Annotated in this window: 12 protein-coding genes and 1 pseudogene; 7 read left to right on the top strand and 6 right to left on the bottom strand. The window is 63.3% G+C overall.

Annotated elements, in window-relative coordinates; all coding sequences use genetic code 11:
• Positions 1 to 117 precede the first annotated feature (117 nt).
• Both AC1DWF_RS01880 and trpS read right to left on the bottom strand, forming a co-directional pair.
• Complete coding sequence (locus AC1DWF_RS01880) at positions 118 to 609, bottom strand: universal stress protein (protein WP_476782437.1); 492 nt, start codon at positions 607 to 609, stop codon at positions 118 to 120.
• An 85-nt stretch (positions 610 to 694) separates the two neighbouring features.
• The gene (gene trpS, locus AC1DWF_RS01875; RefSeq protein ID WP_476841403.1) at positions 695 to 1,762 is read right to left on the bottom strand and encodes a tryptophan--tRNA ligase; all 1,068 of its coding nucleotides are present in this window, start codon (positions 1,760 to 1,762) and stop codon (positions 695 to 697) included.
• A 128-nt stretch (positions 1,763 to 1,890) separates the two neighbouring features.
• On the opposite strand from trpS, the gene AC1DWF_RS01870 reads away from it, so the two are divergent.
• Together AC1DWF_RS01870 and AC1DWF_RS01865 are read left to right on the top strand one after the other, a co-directional pair.
• Positions 1,891 to 2,172, top strand: coding sequence for a type II toxin-antitoxin system RelE/ParE family toxin (locus AC1DWF_RS01870; RefSeq protein ID WP_476782435.1), 282 nt, complete (start codon positions 1,891 to 1,893; stop codon positions 2,170 to 2,172).
• The gene (locus AC1DWF_RS01865; protein ID WP_476782434.1) at positions 2,147 to 2,458 is read left to right on the top strand and encodes a HigA family addiction module antitoxin; all 312 of its coding nucleotides are present in this window, start codon (positions 2,147 to 2,149) and stop codon (positions 2,456 to 2,458) included. Before AC1DWF_RS01870 ends, AC1DWF_RS01865 begins: the two co-directional genes overlap by 26 nt.
• 158 nt (positions 2,459 to 2,616) lie before the next feature.
• Here the strand turns inward: AC1DWF_RS01865 and murJ are convergent, their stop codons facing one another.
• The gene (gene murJ, locus AC1DWF_RS01860; protein ID WP_476788809.1) at positions 2,617 to 4,215 is read right to left on the bottom strand and encodes a murein biosynthesis integral membrane protein MurJ; all 1,599 of its coding nucleotides are present in this window, start codon (positions 4,213 to 4,215) and stop codon (positions 2,617 to 2,619) included.
• Positions 4,216 to 4,261: 46 nt separating this feature from the next.
• Positions 4,262 to 7,060, bottom strand: a complete 2,799-nt coding sequence (locus tag AC1DWF_RS01855; RefSeq protein ID WP_476841402.1) for a [protein-PII] uridylyltransferase — start codon at positions 7,058 to 7,060, stop codon at positions 4,262 to 4,264.
• A gap of 162 nt (positions 7,061 to 7,222) precedes the next feature.
• Between AC1DWF_RS01855 and AC1DWF_RS01850 the strand changes: the two genes are divergently transcribed.
• Positions 7,223 to 9,706, top strand: coding sequence for a heavy metal translocating P-type ATPase (locus AC1DWF_RS01850; protein WP_476841401.1), 2,484 nt, complete (start codon positions 7,223 to 7,225; stop codon positions 9,704 to 9,706).
• 250 nt (positions 9,707 to 9,956) lie between these two features.
• Positions 9,957 to 10,795: pseudogene (locus AC1DWF_RS01845) on the top strand (aldo/keto reductase).
• A gap of 30 nt (positions 10,796 to 10,825) precedes the next feature.
• Here AC1DWF_RS01845 and AC1DWF_RS01840 read toward each other — a convergent pair.
• Positions 10,826 to 11,131 (bottom strand): hypothetical protein, encoded by a 306-nt coding sequence (locus AC1DWF_RS01840; protein ID WP_476782430.1) that lies wholly within the window; start codon positions 11,129 to 11,131, stop codon positions 10,826 to 10,828.
• Between the two features lie 476 nt (positions 11,132 to 11,607).
• Between AC1DWF_RS01840 and AC1DWF_RS01835 the strand changes: the two genes are divergently transcribed.
• Positions 11,608 to 12,390: a hypothetical protein gene (locus AC1DWF_RS01835; protein WP_476782429.1), complete on the top strand. Its 783-nt coding sequence runs from the start codon at positions 11,608 to 11,610 to the stop codon at positions 12,388 to 12,390.
• Between the two features lie 99 nt (positions 12,391 to 12,489).
• Here AC1DWF_RS01835 and mutS read toward each other — a convergent pair whose 3' ends face one another.
• On the bottom strand, positions 12,490 to 15,138 hold the full coding sequence (mutS, locus tag AC1DWF_RS01830) for a DNA mismatch repair protein MutS (protein WP_476841420.1): 2,649 nt from the start codon (positions 15,136 to 15,138) through the stop codon (positions 12,490 to 12,492).
• A 177-nt stretch (positions 15,139 to 15,315) separates the two neighbouring features.
• Between mutS and AC1DWF_RS01825 the strand changes: the two genes are divergently transcribed.
• Together AC1DWF_RS01825 and AC1DWF_RS01820 are read left to right on the top strand one after the other, a co-directional pair.
• Positions 15,316 to 17,604 (top strand): NADP-dependent malic enzyme, encoded by a 2,289-nt coding sequence (locus AC1DWF_RS01825; protein ID WP_476804372.1) that lies wholly within the window; start codon positions 15,316 to 15,318, stop codon positions 17,602 to 17,604.
• Between the two features lie 393 nt (positions 17,605 to 17,997).
• On the top strand, positions 17,998 to 18,137 hold a 140-nt coding region (locus tag AC1DWF_RS01820; protein ID WP_476841419.1), incomplete at its 3' end, for a helix-turn-helix domain-containing protein.

Raw genomic sequence — 18,137 nt, 5'->3', positions numbered from 1 at the left:
CCGTGTCTCCGTGCCCGCGCGCGCGGGTTCTCAGTTTGGAATAGTTCTAATTAGGCTTTACACGGCCGACATTCAAGCCGCTGGCGCGCCTCCGCGCCAATATGTTGCGCCTGCTCGTCAGGCCAGGCTGTCGATCTCTTCGTCCGACAGGTTCTGCGGCACTACCGTCACCGGGATCGGGAAGGCGGCACCCTTGCCGGCGATCGAGGCGACCAATGGCCCAGGGCCTTCCTTGCCAGCACCGGCCGCCAGCACCAGGATAGCGATATCCTGGTCATCTTCAATCAGCTTGTGKATCTCGTCTGCGGGGCGGCCTTCGCGCACCACCAGTTCCGGCTCGATCCCCAGCGTCTCGCGCACTTTTGCCGCATGGGTGTCGAGCGCTCCGTTGGCAGCCGCCGTCGCTTCCTCGCGCATGATCTTCTCTACGCCCAGCCAATGCTGGAAGTCGTCGGGCTCGATGACGTAAAGCAGAACCAGGACGCCGCTTGTGCTCTTGGCGCGCTTGGAGGCATAGGCGACTGCGCGTTCGCATTCGGGCGTGTCGTCGATGATCGCCAGGAACTTGCGCCGGTGACCGGCTTCCTTGCTGAGACGTTTGGAGACCATTTCCTACCCKGATCCGCGCGCTATTTTGGCTAGCAATCTGCCACCGGCGCGAGCTGCCCGCAAGCAGCCTGCGCCGGTGTCTTTTTCAGTCGCCGAGCAGGCCGATGATGTTGCGCACATCCTTCATGGTGCGTTCGGCGATGACGCGCGCGCGGTCGGCGCCGTCACGCAGTACGGCATCGATATGGCCGGGATCGGCCATCAGGCGGCGCATCTCGCCGGCAATCGGCGCGAGCTTGTCGACCGCGAGGTCGGCGAGGGCGGGCTTGAACACCGAAAACTGCTGACCGGCAAACTGGCGCAGCACTTCTTCCTTGGAGATGTCGGCCAGGCCGGCATAGATGCCGACGAGGTTTTCCGCCTCGGGACGTTCCTTAAGGCCTTCGAGCTCGCTCGGCAGTGGCGCCGGATCGGTCTTGGCCTTGCGGATCTTCTTCGAGATCGTGTCGGCGTCGTCGGTCAGGTTGATGCGCGACAGGTCGGAGGGATCCGACTTCGACATCTTCTTTGAACCGTCGCGCAGCGACATGATGCGCGCCGCCGGCCCGCCGATGATCGGCTCGGTGATCGGGAAGTAGCCGTTGACCGTCTCTTCGCCCACCTGCATCTCCACGCCGATACCGAGATCGGCGATACGGGCGGAAAAATCGTTGTTGAACTTCTGSGCGATGTCGYKSGYCAGYTCCAGRTGCTGCTTCTGGTCGTCGCCGACCGGCACATGGGTGGCGCGGTAGACAAGGATGTCGGCCGCCATCAGGCTCGGATAGGCGAGCAGACCCAGCGAAGCGTTCTCGCGGTCCTTGCCGGCCTTGTCCTTGAACTGCGTCATSCGGTTCATCCAGCCGATGCGCGCCACGCAATTGAAGATCCATGCCAGCTCGGCATGCTGCAGCACGCGCGCCTGGTTGAAGACGATGTGTTTGGTGGGATCGATGCCGGCGGCCAGGAAGGCCGCGGTGATCGAGCGCGTCTGTCCCTGAAGATCGTCATGGACGAGCTGGGCGGTCAGCGAGTGCAGGTCAACGACGCAATAGATGCACTCGTTGGTTTCCTGCAGGGCGACGAACTTGCGGATGGCGCCGAGATAGTTGCCGAGGTGGAGATTTCCGGTTGGCTGGACGCCGGAGAAGATGAGCGGTTTGAAGGCGGTCATGATTGATCCCGTGGCTTGTGGAGGGCCGTTTCGCGCGCGGCGAAATTCGAGAGGCGCTTATGAACGATGGCGTTGGCCCGATCAAGAGGGGGCGTTGATGCGTATAACGTTATGCGTTATAAAGGCGAATGATATTGAGCTTTGCCGATGCCGAAACAGAGCGAATTTGGCATGGCCAGCGAAGCCAGAGGTTGCCCTCCGACATTCAGGACAAATGTCTGGTCAAACTGCGTATGCTCAACAGTGCGCGCAAGCTTGACGACCTGAAGGTTCCGCCCGGCAATCGGCTGGAGGCGTTGAAGGGAACCCGAAAAGGGCAATTCTCGATCAGGATCAACGACCAGTGGCGTGTCTGTTTCCGCTGGTCCGAAGGAGCGGCAACCGATGTCGAAATCGCAGACTATCACTGAAGAACTCCACAACCCGCACGCCGGCGAGATTCTGGCCGCCGAGTTCATGACGCCCCTCGGCTTGAGTCAGAACGCCTTGGCGCGTGCGATCAGTGTGGCCCCGCGCCGCATCAATGAGATCGTGCTCGGCAGGCGCGCTATTACAGCAGACACGGACCTGCGGCTTGCTCGCTATTTCGGAGTATCCGAGGGCTTCTTTCTCGGCCTCCAGATGGATTTCGAGTTGCTTGAACGCAAGCGCACGCTCGGTGACGAACTAGAGAAGATTACGCCTCGTGCCGCCTGAACAGGCAGCCGCAGTTCGTTCCAAATCCTCGGTCAGGCAATCCTGCAGCGGTGGCCAGCTACAGCCTCTCTCCAGCCACGCGCTTCTTCCTGTCCGCTTGACCTACAAGCGTCCGGTACGGCGCGGGCAACCCGCAGCAATGATTGCAAAGACCAATTTCACTCAGGCTCGACAGCCGTGGCGGCAGGACTTTCGCGCCCGCGCCTGATGTTGCGCCTGATCATGCCTGTGTCGGCGCCGCCGATGCCGAAGGCTATGCCGAAATAGACGATCATCGCACCGGTCACCAAAACGGCCAGCGCTGCGGCCTGGGTGTAGAAAGGTGCCGCCGAACCGAGCCATTGATCGGCCTCGCGGGCGGCGAACCACAGGCCTGCGGCCATCACGGCGGCGGCGATGATGAGGCGCGGGATGCGCTTCAACAGGGCGGCGTCGCGGTCCCACTGTCCGCGCCAGATCAAGGTTCCCAGCAGCATCGCTGCATTGACCCAGCCGGCGACCGCGGAGGCCGCGGCAATGCCGGGCGCGCCCCAGGAGGGGAATAGCGTCAGCGCTACCGAAATATTGACCGCCACGGATATGGCAGCGAAATACATCGGGGTGCGCGTGTCCTCTCGGGCGAAGAAGCCCGGCGTGAACGCCTTGATCAGCACGAAGGCCGGCAGGCCAAGGCCGAATATGGCAAGGATCGCCGACACCACTGGTGTGCTGTTGGAAGCGGCGAACGCGCCGCGCTCGTAGAGCACGCGCACGATCGGTTCGGAGATGACCAGCAGTGCTGCCGCCGCCGGCAGCGTCAGGAACAAGGTGAACTCGACCGAGCGGTTCTGCAGATTGGCGGCTTCGATGAGATTGCCCGATTTCAGCGCCCGCGACAGTTCCGGCAACAAGACGATGGCGACAGCCACGCCGACAACGCCCAGCGGCAGCTGGTAGACCCGGTCGGCGAGGTTGAGCGAGGACACGGCACTTTCCTGACCCGAGGCGATGGCCGTGCCGATCAGCGTGTTGATCTGGGTGATGCCGCCGGTGATCGCCGCCGGCAGCGCGAGCCACAGAAGACGCTTGACGTTCGGCGTCAGCTTGGGCCTGCGGAAGCCGATGGCAATGCCGGCATGGCGCACGGCGATCCACACGATGACGAGTTGCACGAGCCCGGCCGCCAGCACGCCCCAGGCAAGCGCATAGCCCACCGCCAGCCCGTCATGGCCGCGATACCAGGCATTGGCCAGCACGCCGACAAGGATGATGTTGAGGAACACCGGCGCGATCGCCGCCGCGAAATAGCGGCGCAGCGAATTCAGCATGCCGCTCATCATCGCCGCCAGCGACATGCAGATCAGATAAGGGAACATGATGGTCGCCAGTGCAACCGTCAGGTCGTATTTCTCCGGGTTGTCGATGAAACCTGGGGCCACGATGAAACGCACGATCAGCGGCATCGCCAGTTCCATGGCGATTGTCAGCACCAGAAGTGCCGAGAATAGAACGCCGAACACTTCCTCCGAAAAGCGCTTGGCGCCCTCGACGCCGTTGGCCTCGATCTCCTTGGCGAACAAAGGCACGAAGGCCGCGTTGAACGCGCCTTCGGCAAACAGCCTACGGAAGGTGTTGGGAAACTGGAACGCGGCATAAAAGGCGTCGGCCACCGGCCCGGTGCCGAGCGCTGCCGCCATCAGCATCTCGCGGGCAAAACCCAGCACGCGGCTCATCAGCGTGCCCGACGCAACGGTCGCGAATTTCTTGATCAGTGACATGGGGTGCGACGATGCCTTGCGGATTTGGGCGGGACAATGGCCGTCATCATTCGGCTGCTGCCGCCTTGGCCTTGATACGCTCGGCGGGACCATCGAGCGTGGCGATCAGCCTTGTGCGGATGTTTTCGAGCCGGGTCGGGTTTTCGATCTTCTGGCCGGTCAGGTCGGTGACGTAGAAAGTGTCGATGACCTTTTCGCCAAAAGTGGTGATGTGCGCCGAGGCGATATCGAGCGAAAGGTCCGACAGCGCGCCGGTGATTTCCGACAGGAAGCCGGGACGGTCGAGACCCTCGACCTCGATCACCGAAAATCGGTTCGACAAGGTGTTGCGGATCTCGGCGCGCGGCTGGATGCGGAAGGTCTTTTGGCCGCGCTTGGGCTTGGCGCGCTTGGCGATCATCTCCGGCAGCCAGGCCCGGCCCGACAGCACGTCCTCGATCAGCTGGCCAACACGCTCGGCGCGCCTGCGCTCGTCCTCGTCGCGGTCGAATTCGCGGCTGATCAGGATGATGTCGAGCGCACGCCCGTCGGCGGTGGTGAAGATCTGCGCGTCGACGATGTTGCCGCCAGCGGCAGCACAGGCACCCGCGATCACCGACAGCAGGCGGGGATGGTCCTGCGCCAGCACGGTGATCTCGGTCACCGCTTCGAATTCGCGTGTCCGCACCATGGTCGACAGCTGCTTGCCGGCCTCGTCGGCGGCGCGGATGAATTCGGCGTGGCGTTTCTGGTCTTCGAAATCGACAGTCAGCAGATAGGCGTCATAGTGCAGCTTGACGTATTTCTGGCGCAGCTCGTCGGGCCAGTCGGCAAGTGCTGTCGCCAACGTCTCGCGCGCCGCAGCCGTGCGCTCGGCCCGCGACAATTCGGAAAAGCCGCCGGTCAGAAAAAGCTCGGTTTCGTAATAGAGCGTGCGCAAAAGCTGGCCCTTCCAGCCGTTCCACACGCCGGGACCAACGCCGCGAATGTCGCACACGGTCAGGATCAGCAGCAATTTTAGCCGCTCGACCGATTGCACCACGGTTGCGAAATCGTCGATCGTCTTGCGGTCATTGAGGTCGCGCGTCTGCGCCGTCATCGACATGACCAGATGGTTCTCGACCAGCCAGGCAACCGTCTCGGTATCGGTGGGTGACAGGCCCATATGCGGGCAGACCCGCCGCGCGATCTTGGCGCCGGCTTCGGAATGGTCCTCCGGCCGGCCCTTGGCGATGTCGTGCAAAAGCACCGCGACATAAAGCGCCTCGCGCTGCTTCTTGATGCCGCCGATCAGCGAGTGGCTGAGCGGGTGGATCTTGGYGCCGTCGCCATGCTCGATCTCCGACAAGACGCCGATGCAGCGCAGCAGATGCTCGTCCACCGTATAGTGGTGGTACATCGAAAACTGCATCATCGCGACGATCTTGCCGAAATCGGGGATCAGCCGCCCAAGCAGCCCCGCTTCGTTCATCCGCCTGAGGTTGAGCTCGGGGTTGCGATCCGAGGTCAGCACGTCGAGGAACAGCCGGTTGGCCTCGGCATTGCGCCTGAGGCCGCGATCGACAAGCCCGAGCGAGCGGGTCAGAAGCTTCAGTGCGTTGGGATGCAGCTCCAGCCCGTGCCTGTCGGCGAACCAGAAGAAACGCACCATGTTGACCGGATCGCGTTCGAACACCTTGTCGTCGGCGACGGTGATGCGATGGTTGTCGATGATGAAGTCGCTGGTGCCGGCAAGCTTGCGCCGGCGCCGTGAAAAGCCCTGCAGGAACCGGTTGAAGCCGGGCACGTCCTTGACCTGCTCTTCTTCGAGCGCGGCGCAGAAGATGCGAGTCAGGTCGCCGACTTCCTTGGCGACGAGGAAGTAGTCCTTCATGAAACGTTCGACCGCCGAGAGCCCCGGCTGGTTGGTGTAGCCCAGCCGCTCGGCGATCTCGCGCTGGATGTCGAAATGCAGCCGCTCTTCCGGCTTGCCGGTCAAAAAATGCATGTGGCAGCGCACCGCCCACAAGAAATCCTCGGCCTCGACGAACTGGCCATATTCGCCTTCGGTAAACACGCCCTTGTCGATCAGCTCGGCGCCGGTGCGCACGCGGTAGTAATATTTGCCGATCCAAAACAGCGTGTGCAGGTCGCGCAGGCCGCCCTTGCCGTCCTTGATGTTCGGCTCGACAAGGTAGCGGCTCTCGCCTGCCTTGGCGTGGCGGGCGTCGCGCTCGGCGAGCTTGGCCTGGACAAATTCGGCACCGGTATCCTTCACCAGCTCACGGTCGAAGCGCTCGATCAGCTCGTTGCAGAGCGGTTCTTCGCCCCAAAGGAAACGCGCCTCGAGGATCGCCGTGCGGATGGTGATGTCGCCGCGCGCAAGCCTGAGGCACTCGTCGATATTGCGGGTGGCGTGGCCGACCTTCAGCCCCATGTCCCACAGCATGTAGAGCATGTATTCGACGATCTGCTCGCCCCACGGCGTCTGCTTGTAGGGCAGCAAAAACAGCAGGTCGATGTCGGACCCCGGCGCAAGCGTGCCACGGCCATAGCCGCCGACGGCCACCACCGCCATGCGTTCGGCCGAAGACGGGTTCTTGGCCCGGTAAACATGGGTGACGGCGAAATCGTAGAGGACGCGGATGATCTCATCCATCAGGTGCGAGATGCGCGTCGCGCAGGCGGTGCCGCTGCTGTCGTCCATCAGCATCTTTTCGGCGACGTTCTTGCCTGCGGCGATCTTTTCCTTGAACAGCAGCAAGGCCTTGGCGCGAAGGGCCGGATCGGCGCCRTCGCCACCCGTGGCGCTGGTCAACGCCGTCAGATGGCGGCGCAGTTCGTCAGCGTCGATCAGCTGTTCGAGCTTGAGCGGGATTTTCGTCATCTGCCTCGGCTGGCCTTGCCCTTGTGGCGGCGTCTATAGCGCGAATTTTTTGCCATGGGTATGGCGCTGAGAAGTGCTGCATCTGCCGGAGGCGGTTCGCATTGACCTTCCACGTACTGGAACCTGTATTCTGATTCGTCCGAGCAGCGTGGAATTTTACCAATGAACGATGAGCACGCCCACCATCATCACCCGGCAAAGACGTCCGCCACGGCGGAAACAGTCGTTCGCGATCCTGTTTGCGGCATGATCGTCGACCCGGCCGCCGGCAAGCCGACGCTCGAACATAAGGGCCATCTGTTTCATTTCTGCAGCGCGTCTTGCCGCGACAAATTCGCCAAGGAGCCGGAAAAATACATCAGCGCCGCCGATCCGGTCTGCGGCATGGACGTCGCCCGCGACAGCGCCAGACATTTCCTCAAGCACGAGGGCGCAGGCTACTATTTCTGCTCCTCGAACTGCGAGGGCAAATTCACTGCCGAGCCGGCCAAGTATCTGAGCGGCAAGCCGGCCGTGGCACCCGCGCCCAAAGCCGCGCAATACACCTGCCCGATGCATCCCGAGATCATCCGCGACAAACCCGGCTCGTGCCCGATCTGCGGCATGGCGCTGGAACCTGTCATGCCGACCGGCGACGAGGGCCCAAGCCCCGAACTCGTCGATTTCACCCGCCGCTTCTGGGTCAGCGCGGTCATGTCGATCCCGCTCTTGATTATCGCCATGGGGCCGATGCTCGGCCTGCCGGTTCGCGACTGGATCGGCGAGAGAACTGCCGCCTGGCTCGAACTTGTGCTCGCAACACCTGTGGTGCTGTGGGCGGCGCTGCCCTTCTTTCATCGCGGTTGGGACTCGGTTCTCAACCGCAGTCCCAACATGTGGACGCTGATCTCGCTCGGTGTCGGCGCTGCCTACATCTACAGCGTTGTCGCCACGCTCTTCCCCGATCTGTTCCCGCATCAGTTCCGCGGCCATGGCGGCTCGGTGCCGGTCTATTTCGAGGCGGCGGCAGTCATCATCGCATTGGTCTTCCTCGGCCAGGTTCTGGAGTTGCGCGCCCGCGAGCGCACCGGTTCGGCCATCCGCGCTCTGCTCGATCTCGCTCCCAAGACGGCGCGGCGTATCGCCGATGACGGTTCTGAAAGCGAAGTGCCGCTGGAAGAAGTCGTCAGCGGCGATCGCCTGCGCATCCGCCCCGGCGATGCGATCCCCGTCGACGGCATCGTTCTCGAAGGCCGATCTTCGGTCAACGAATCGATGATATCGGGCGAACCGGTCCCGGTCGAAAAGGTCGAAGGCGAAAGGCTGACCGGCGGCACGCTCAACAAGAACGGTTCGCTGATCATGCGCGCCGACAAGGTCGGCGCCGACACGGTGCTGTCGCAGATCGTCGAGATGGTCGCCAAGGCCCAGCGCAGCCGCGCGCCGATCCAGGGCCTCGCCGACCGCGTCTCTTTCTATTTCGTGCCGACGGTGGTGCTGATCGCTATCGTTTCGTTCATCGTCTGGGCGATGTTCGGCCCCGAGCCGAGCATGGTTTTCGCTATCGTCTCTGCCGTGTCGGTGCTGATCATCGCCTGTCCCTGTGCGCTTGGCCTTGCCACCCCGATGTCGGTGATGACCGCCACCGGGCGTGGCGCCCAGGCCGGCGTGCTGATCAAGGATGCCGAGGCTCTGGAGCGTTTCTCCAAGGTCACCACCCTCATTGTCGACAAGACCGGCACGCTGACCGAGGGCCGGCCTCAGTTGACCGACGTGGTCGCCGCCAAGGGCATCGCGGAGGATGAACTGCTGTCGCTCGCCGCTGGCCTCGAAAAGGGCTCCGAGCACCCCCTCGCCGAAGCCATCGTCGAGGGAGCGGCCAGGCGCGGCGTGACCGTGCCTGACGCAAAGGACTTTGAATCCATCACCGGCAAGGGTGTGTCAGGCACCGTCTCCGGTCGCAAGGTCGCGCTCGGCAATGCCGCGATGATGGCCGATCTCGGCCTAGACACGGCGGAGCTTGCAGCCAGCGCCGATGCCCTGCGCGGCGATGGCAAGACCGCGATGTTTGTCGCCGTTGATGGCAAGCCGGCCGGCATCGTTGCTGTCGCCGATCCGATCAAGGCAACGGCTGCCGAGGCGATCCGCACCCTGCACGGTCTCGGCCTTAGGATCATCATGGCGACCGGCGACAACGAGCGCACCGCCAAGGCGGTGGCCCAGAAGCTCGGCATCGACGAGGTCCGCGCCGATATGTTGCCGGAGAGCAAGAAGGCGCTGGTCGACGAGCTGCGTGCCAAGGGCGAGGGCGTCGCCATGGCCGGCGACGGCGTCAACGACGCACCAGCACTTGCCGCTGCCGAKGTCGGCATCGCCATGGGCACAGGTGCTGACGTGGCGATGGAAAGTGCCGGCATCACGCTGCTCAAGGGCGATTTGGGCGGCATTGTCCGCGCCCGCAAGCTGGCTCAGGCGACCATCGGCAACATCAAGCAGAACCTGTTCTTCGCCTTCATCTACAACGTCCTGGGTGTTCCTGTGGCCGCCGGCGTCCTATATCCGGTGCTCGGCACGCTTCTGTCGCCGATGATTGCCGCCGCCGCGATGAGTCTGTCGTCGGTGTCGGTGATTGCCAACGCGCTGCGGCTCAGGGCCTTAAAGCTCTGAAGCCCGGCACCGAAAAAGGACTTTTGGATGAACTGGATGAGGAAGATTGTGCTCGGCCTGATGGCGGCCGGCATGCTGGTAGCGGTGCTGCTCGAAACTGCACCGGCCTAAACCACCGATCGCAGCGCATATGGCGGCACCTGTCGCCAACAGCACTGCCACCGGGGGCCGCGATCAAGCAGATGCAAGCCTGGCTGGCCGCGAACCCGGCGAAGTGAGATAACGGCTCAAACCGGATCGGAGCCCCGCCATGCCGTCGACTCCCAGAACAACGACACTTCCTTCCGGCGAGGTCGTTCCCGTGCTCGGCCAGGGCACCTGGATGATGGGCGAGGCAGCACAGCCGACGAGGTTGCGGCACTGAGGCTCGGGCTCGATCTGGGCGTGACGCTGATCGACACCGCCGAGATGTATGGTAGCGGCGGCGCCGAAAAGGTGGTGGGGGAGGCCATCGCCGGGCGTCGAGACGAGGTTTTCCTCGTTTCCAAGGTGCTGCCGTCCAACGCGTCGCGTAACGGCGTCGTCAGGGCTTGCGAGGCAAGCCTCAAGCGCCTGCACACCGACCGCATCGACCTCTATCTGCTGCACTGGCGCGGCGGCGTGCCGTTGTCGGAAACCATCGCCGTGTTCGAGGAACTGCGCCAGTCAGGCAAGATCCGCCACTGGGGCGTCAGCAATTTCGATACCGACGACATGGAGGAAATCGGCCGCCTGCATGCGGGCCAGAACGCCCAGACCAATCAGGTGCTCTACAATCTGACGCGTCGTGGCATCGAGTACGACCTCATGCCGTTGTGCCGCGAAGGCGGCGTGCCAATCATGGCCTATTCGCCTGTCGAACAGGGCGCATTGGCCAACAACAAGGGCCTTGCCGCCATCGCCTCCCGCCACGATGCCACTGCGGCGCAGATCGCCCTTGCCTGGGTCATGGCGCAGTCTGGTGTCATCGCCATCCCCAAGGCAACCAGGCTCGATCATGTCAGGCAGAACGCTGCCGCGCGCGACATCAGCCTTGCTGCTGATGATCTCGCTGAGCTCGACCGCCTCTTTCCGCCGCCGGCCCGCAAGGGCCCGCTGGAAATGATCTGAGTTACAGCTGGCAGCGCTGCGAGCGGTGTCTCAGTGTTCCTTGACCGTGCAGATGCCGTTCGCGCCACCCTTGCCCGTATAGGATACGGCAGCCGAGCCATCCGGGTTGATGCTGAGCGAGATCGTCACCCCGCTGCCCTTGGCCTCGTAGTAGTTGTTGTTGAATTTCTTCAGCTTGCCTTCCTTGCCATTGATGTAGATCGGACCACCCTTGTCGGCGTGTACTTCGATCTTGCCCGGGCAGGTGGCGTTCACCATTGGGATCGATGCACTGGCTTCCCAGGCAATTGAGGCAGTTGTGAAGAAAACAGCCGCACCAACGAAAAGTTTTCCCATATCGACCTCCAGAACAGCATTGCTTAATACTTGCATTTTCGCGCAGTGCGCGTGCGTCTGCAAGGTGCCATCATATGGTTCCAAGCAGAAGTCGCTCGCCTACCATCACCACGTCGGCCTATTTGACTGGCGTCACCTGTCGTGTGACCTCATCCGAGGACGAGGGTCTTCCAGACTTGCTGATGATTTGGCGATTTTTTAGGCATCCTAAGACGCCAATTTTGAGCGATTGGGAAGGCGTTTACGTTCGGCGCAGGCGTGAGGCAATTTAGCATCACTTCTTGCAATTCGGGTGTGCCCCTCTCGCACGACGCGGCTGTCTATGTGTAATCTCCCGGAGTGCTTCGTTCGGCAGAGTGCAGGCTGAACGCAGGACAGGGGGACACCATCGTAGCAGTAGGTGCCGCGTGCCAAAGACCGGTTCTGCCCTTCGGAACGGTTGCCAATTACATTAACGCTCGTTCCGGAGGATGGGAATGAAAGCTGGTTTTGTCTGGACCCTCGTTTTCGGTGGCCTTCTCACCGTTCCCGCAGTCGCTGCCGACATTGTTTCCCCGGTTAGTCCGGTAGCGACGCCGATCGTCGAGCAGGGGTGGACGTTTTCGGTTACGCCTTATTTCTGGGCGGCCGGGCTCTCAGGTGACACGGCGCAGTTTGGCTCGCCTGAAGTCCATATCAATGCGAGTTTTGGCGATATCCTCGATGAACTCGACTTTGCCGCGATGGCGATCGCGGAAGCGCGGAATGGGCCCTTCAGCATCTTTGGCGATCTCATCTATTCGAAGATATCGTCCGGCCGCGGCACTCCGCGAGAACGCCTTGCGGACAGTGTGGATCTGACATCAACGACTTTTGCCGGCTTTCTTGGCGCGGGCTACTCCGTCTTCGAAAGCGACGCCGGGCGGTTCGATATCGTCGGCGGCATGCGGGTCTGGTCGGTCGATACCGAGATTTCTTTCAGTGGCGGCATTCTGGGCGGCAGGTCGAGAAGCGACGGCGCGACCTGGGTCGATGGCCTTGTCGGCGTCCGCGGCGACTACTCCTTCACATCAAAGGTCTTCTTTACGGGATGGGGATTGGTCGGAGCCGGCGGCGCGGACCTCGACTGGGATGTTGCCGCAGCCCTTGGCTATCGTTTCAACGATCGCTTCTCCGCCATCGCGGGGTATCGGGCGCTTGGCGTCAATTACGAAAACGACGGCTTTGTCTTCGACGTCGTCCAGCAAGGCCCGATCTTCGGCCTGACGATGCATTTCTAGCACGGGCCAGGGCGGAGCAACGGACTCGACGCCAGCGGTTCATTGCAATCGTCAGGTCTTGGTCGAAACAACCAGCCGCTCCGGCGGCTGGTTTGCCGGTCAGCGGCCCGAAAGCCCCTTGAGCTTGTAAAGTGCGTCGAGTGCCTCGCGCGGCGTCATCTCGTCGGGGCTCAGCCCTTCCAGCGCCTTGGTCAGCGCGTCGTTGGCGACGGGTTTAGCCGCTTCGCGTTTCACGGCAACCGAAAACAGCGGCAGGTCGTCGACAAGCCGGTTGGCTTTCCCCGAGGTTTCGCCCTCTTCAAGCTGGTGCAGCACTTCCTTGGCACGTGCCACGACGGCGTCGGGCAAGCCGGCGAGACGGGCCACCTGCACGCCGTAGGAGCGGTCGGCGGCGCCCTTGCCGACCTCGTGCAGGAACACCACTTCGCCTTCCCATTCCTTCACCCGCATCGTCACATTGTGCAGGCGTTCGAGTTTGCCCGAGAGTGCCGTCAGCTCATGGAAATGGGTGGCGAAAACCGCGCGGCAGCGGTTCTTTTCGTGCAGATATTCGACCGCCGCCCAGGCGATCGACAGGCCGTCGAAGGTTGCGGTGCCGCGACCGATCTCGTCGAGGATGACCAGCGAGCGTTCGCTCGCCTGGTTGAGGATGGCGGCCGTCTCGACCATCTCGACCATGAAGGTCGAGCGCCCCCGCGCCAGATCGTCGGAGGCGCCGACACGCGAAAACAGCCGGTCGACGACGCCGACATGCGCACTTTCCGCCGGCACGAACGAACCCATCTGGGCAAGGATGGCAATCAGCGCGTTCTGGCGCAGGAAGGTCGACTTACCCCCCATGTTCGGGCCGGTCAGCAGCCAGATCGCGCCGTTGCGGCCATTCTCGGCCGGCGACAGGTCACAGTCATTGGCAACGAAGGGCGCAGATGCCGTTCGCCTGAGCGACTGTTCGACGACGGGATGGCGTCCGCCGGTGACCTCGAAGGCGAGGCTCAGGTCGACCTGCGGCCGGCACCAGGCTTCGGAAGCTGCCAGCACGGCAAGCGCCGACGACACATCGAGCACCGACAACGCATTGGCCCCGGCACGAATCGCGTCGGCATTCGTTACTGCCTCCGCCACCAGCGCGTCGAAGGCGGCAAGCTCTATGGTCAGCGCCCGATCGGCGGCGTTGGCGATCTTGGTCTCGAGGCCGGCGAGTTCGGTGGTGGTGAAGCGCATCGCGCTCGCCATGGTCTGGCGGTGGATGAAGCGCGCCTTGGCCTCGTCGGTTCCGTTGAGTACCGCCTGGTTGTTGGCCGTCACCTCGATGTAATAGCCGAGCACGTTGTTGTGGCGGATCTTCAGCGACCTTATCCCGGTCTCCTCGATCAGGTCGCGCTCCATGCCGGCGATCACCCGCCTCGACTGGTCGCGCAGCGCCCGCATCTCGTCGAGCTCGGCGTGATAGCTCGCGCGGACAAAGCCGCCGTCGCGCTTGAGCAGCGGCAGCTCCTCGCCAAGTGCCGCATCGATGTGGTCGGCGAAGTCGGCCGGCAGCGCTGAAATCGCTGCCATTGCCCTTTGCAGATCCACCGGCAGCGGCGCGGTCCCAAACAACCCGGCAATGGTGCGCGCGGCCGAAAAGCCCGAGCGCAGGGCACCCAGATCGCGCGGGCCGCCACGGTTGAGCGCGAGGCGCGACAGCGCGCGCGGCATGTCGGCGACGCCCTTGAGGCTCAAACGAAGCGCCTCGGTCAATCTCGTCTCCGAAAGGAAGAACGACACCGCATCGAGCCTGCCGGTGATCGCCTCCGGATCGGTCAGCGGCGACATCAGCCGGTCGGCGAGCAGTCGCGCGCCGCCACCAGTCACCGTGCGGTCGATGGCGCGGAACAGCGAGCCGTCGCGGCCGCCCGAAAGCGTGCGCAGCAATTCGAGATTGGCCCGCGTCGCTGGATCGATGAACAGCGTCGAGCCTTCCTGCTCGCGCTCGGGATGGGCCAGCGGCGGGCGCTCGGCCTTCTGGGTCTTTTCGACATAAGCGATCGCGCCCGAAATCGCCGAAAGTTCGGCGCGGGAGAAAGCGCCAAAGCTGTCCGGCGTCGCCACCTCGTAGAAGCGCGCGATGCGTCCCGGCGCCGATGTCGAGTCGAACAGGGAAGGCGGCTGCGGGTTGACGATGCGCCCGATCAGGTCGAACGTCGGCTTGAGCTCCTCGTCATGGAACGCGGGCTCGGCGACGATCAGCTCGCGCGGGTCGATGCGGAAGATGTCGGCGGCGAGCCTGTCGGGCGTCGTCTCCGAAACGCGAAACACACCCGTCGAGATCTCGATCCAGGCGAGCGCGAGGCTCGCTTCGCCCGCCCCCTTGACCCGCCCCAGCGCCATCAGGAAGCTCGATTCCTGCGGCGCAAGCAGCTTGTCTTCGGTGATCGTGCCCGGCGTGACGAGACGCACCACGTCGCGCTTGACCACCGATTTCGAGCCGCGCTTCTTGGCTTCCGCCGGGTCCTCGATCTGCTCGCACACGGCAACGCGAAAACCCTGGCCGATCAGCTTTTGCAGATAGTCGTCGGCCGCATGGATCGRCACCCCGCACATCGGGATGTCCTGGCCCTGATGCTTGYCGCGCTTGGTCAAAACGATGCCGAGCGCGCGCGACGCCTTCTCGGCGTCGTCGAAGAACAGCTCGTAGAAATCGCCCATGCGGTAAAACAGCAGCGAGTCCGGATTCGCCGCCTTGATCTCGATATACTGCTCCATCATCGGCGTCGGCGCGGCGTGCACCGGCGTTTCCGCTGATATTGTCGGTCGATCGTTCACGCCTGAGCTTTCAAAAAAGGAATTCTGCTATTCTGCTTGGCGGTTTACAGCGCCGATGTGTAGCCTTAATCCAAAACGCTCCACAAAAAGAATATTTCAAGGGTAGGATCGCTTCGCACCATGGCCTCGAACAAGAAAACCGACAATTCCGGCCCCTCCGTTTCTGCCGAGGAGGCGCTCGAATTCCACGCCATGGGCCGCCCGGGCAAGCTGGAGATCGTGCCGACCAAGCCGATGGCCACCCAGCGCGACCTCAGCCTCGCCTATTCGCCCGGGGTCGCGGTTCCCGTCAAAGCCATCGCCGAGGATCCTTCCCGCGCCTACGACTACACCGCCAGGGGCAACATGGTCGCCGTCATCTCCAACGGCACCGCGATCCTGGGGCTCGGCAATCTCGGCGCGCTCGCCTCCAAGCCGGTCATGGAAGGCAAGGCGGTGCTGTTCAAGCGCTTCGCCGACGTTGATTCCATCGACCTCGAGGTCGACACCGAAGACGCCGAGGAATTCATCAACTGCGTGCGTTACCTCGGCCCCTCCTTCGGCGGCATCAACCTCGAAGACATCAAGGCGCCCGAGTGCTTCATCATCGAGCAGCGCCTGCGCGAGCTGATGGACATCCCSGTYTTCCACGACGACCAGCACGGCACCGCCATCATCGCCGCCGCTGGCCTCATCAACGCGCTTGAAATCACCGGCCGCGACATGAAGACGGCCAAGCTCGTCTGCAATGGTGCCGGTTCCGCCGGCATCGCCTGCATCGAGCTCATCAAGTCGATGGGCTTCACCCCCGACAACGTCATCTTGTGCGACACCAAGGGCGTGGTCTACCAGGGCCGCACCGAAGGCATGAACCAGTGGAAGTCGGCGCACGCCGTCAAGACCGAGGCGCGCACGCTTGCCGACGCCATGGACGGCGCCGACATCGTCTTCGGCCTCTCCGCCAAGGGCGCGCTGACGCCCGCCATGATCCAGTCCATGGCCAAGAACCCGATCATCTTCGCCATGGCCAATCCCGATCCGGAGATCACGCCCGAGGAGGTCGCCGAGATCCGCACCGACGCCATCATGGCGACCGGCCGTTCGGACTATCCGAACCAGGTCAACAACGTGCTCGGCTTCCCCTACATCTTCCGCGGCGCGCTCGATGTCCGCGCGACAACCATCAACGACGCCATGAAGGTCGCCGCCGCCCAGGCGCTCGCCGATCTCGCCCGCCAGGACGTGCCCGACGACGTCGCCGCCGCCTATCAGGGCAACCGGCCGAAATTCGGCCCCAACTACATCATCCCGGTGCCGTTCGACCCGCGCCTGATCTCGGCGATCCCGATCGCGGTCGCAAAGGCTGCCATGGAATCGGGCGTCGCCGGCCGGCCGATCCTCGATCTCGACAAATACGCCAACGAGCTCTCCGCCCGCCGCGACCCGATCGCGTCGACCTTGCAGCGCATCTACGACCGCGTCCGGCGCCAGCCCAAGCGCATCGTCTTCGCCGAGGGCGAGGAGGAGCAGGTGATGCGCGCCGCCGTTTCCTACGTCAACCAGAAGCTCGGCACCGCCATTCTTCTCGGCCGCGACGACGTCATCAAGGAAAACGCCCGGCATGCCGGCATCGACCTCAACAAGCCGGGCCTCGAGATCATCAATGCGCGCCTGTCGCGCCGCAACGCCATCTACGCCGACTTCCTCTACGAGCGCATGCAGCGCAAGGGCTACCTGCTGCGCGACTGCCAGCGCCTGATCAACAACGACCGCAACCACTTCGCCGCCTGCATGGTCGCCCTTGGCGATGCCGACGGCGTGGTCACGGGCGTCACCCGCAACTACTCGACAGTGCTCGACGACGTCCGCCGCGTCATCGACGAAAAACCCGGCCACCGCGTCATCGGCGTGTCGATCGTGCTGGCGCGCGGCCGCACCGTCATTGTCGCCGACACCGCCGTCCACGACATGCCCAACGCCGAGCAGATCGCCGACATCGCCGAGGAGGCAGCCCACTTTGCCCGCAAGATGGGCTACGAGCCGCGCGTGGCCCTGCTTGCCTACTCGACCTTCGGCAACCCGCCCGGCGAGCGTTCCGAGCGTGTCCAGGAAGCGGTCAAGATCCTCGACAAGCGCCGCGTCGATTTCGAATATGACGGCGAAATGGCCGCCGACGTCGCCCTCAACCACCGCCTGATGCAGCAGCAATACCCCTTCTGCCGCCTCTCGGGCGCTGCCAACGTCCTGGTCATGCCGGCATTCCACTCCGCCGCCATCTCGACCAAGATGCTGCAGGAACTCGGCGGCTCCACCGTCATCGGCCCGCTTCTGGTCGGCCTCAACAAGCCGGTGCAGATCGTCTCGCTCAACGCCAAGGACAGCGATATCGTCAACATGGCGGCGATTGCTGCGTATAACGCGGGGACTTGAGGGGCGGTTCGCGTTAGCGAACGAAAAGCCCCCAAATGGGCTTTTCGAGCGACTCAAGGCCCTGAGCCATAGCGAAGGGCTTAGCGCTGCCGCTTTCTTCACTCCGGCAGACGGTTGGGCGCGACGCCGAAGCTGCTGATCTCCCCACCTGAGGGGGAGATGCCCGGCAGGGCAGAGGGGGGTGGGAAGGATCGCGACGCTTCCGCCGTTCCTCGCCCCCCACGAAAGTGGGGGAGAGGTACCACTCGCGCAGCGAGGCGGTGAGGGGGCGCCAACAATGCGCGTCATCGTAGGCTTGCTGGCGCGTCTAGAGCATCGGACTTTCAGATTGAATCGAGAGGGATTCCCGTGAGGTGGGGTTCATGATTCACTTCCGTGCGGAGGTGATTTGCCATGCCCAAGCCCTATTCGCTCGATTTGCGTGAACGTGTTGTGCGGTTTGTCGAGGCTGGCCACTCACGGCATGCGGCGGCGGCACATTTTGGGGTGTCGGTTTCGTTCGTCGTGATCCTGATGAGGAACTATCGAAAGAC

The organism is Aminobacter sp. P4_D5 (assembly GCF_056401815.1).
The sequence above is the reverse complement of the archived record's forward strand: the minus strand, read 5'-3'. Positions and strand labels throughout refer to the sequence as shown.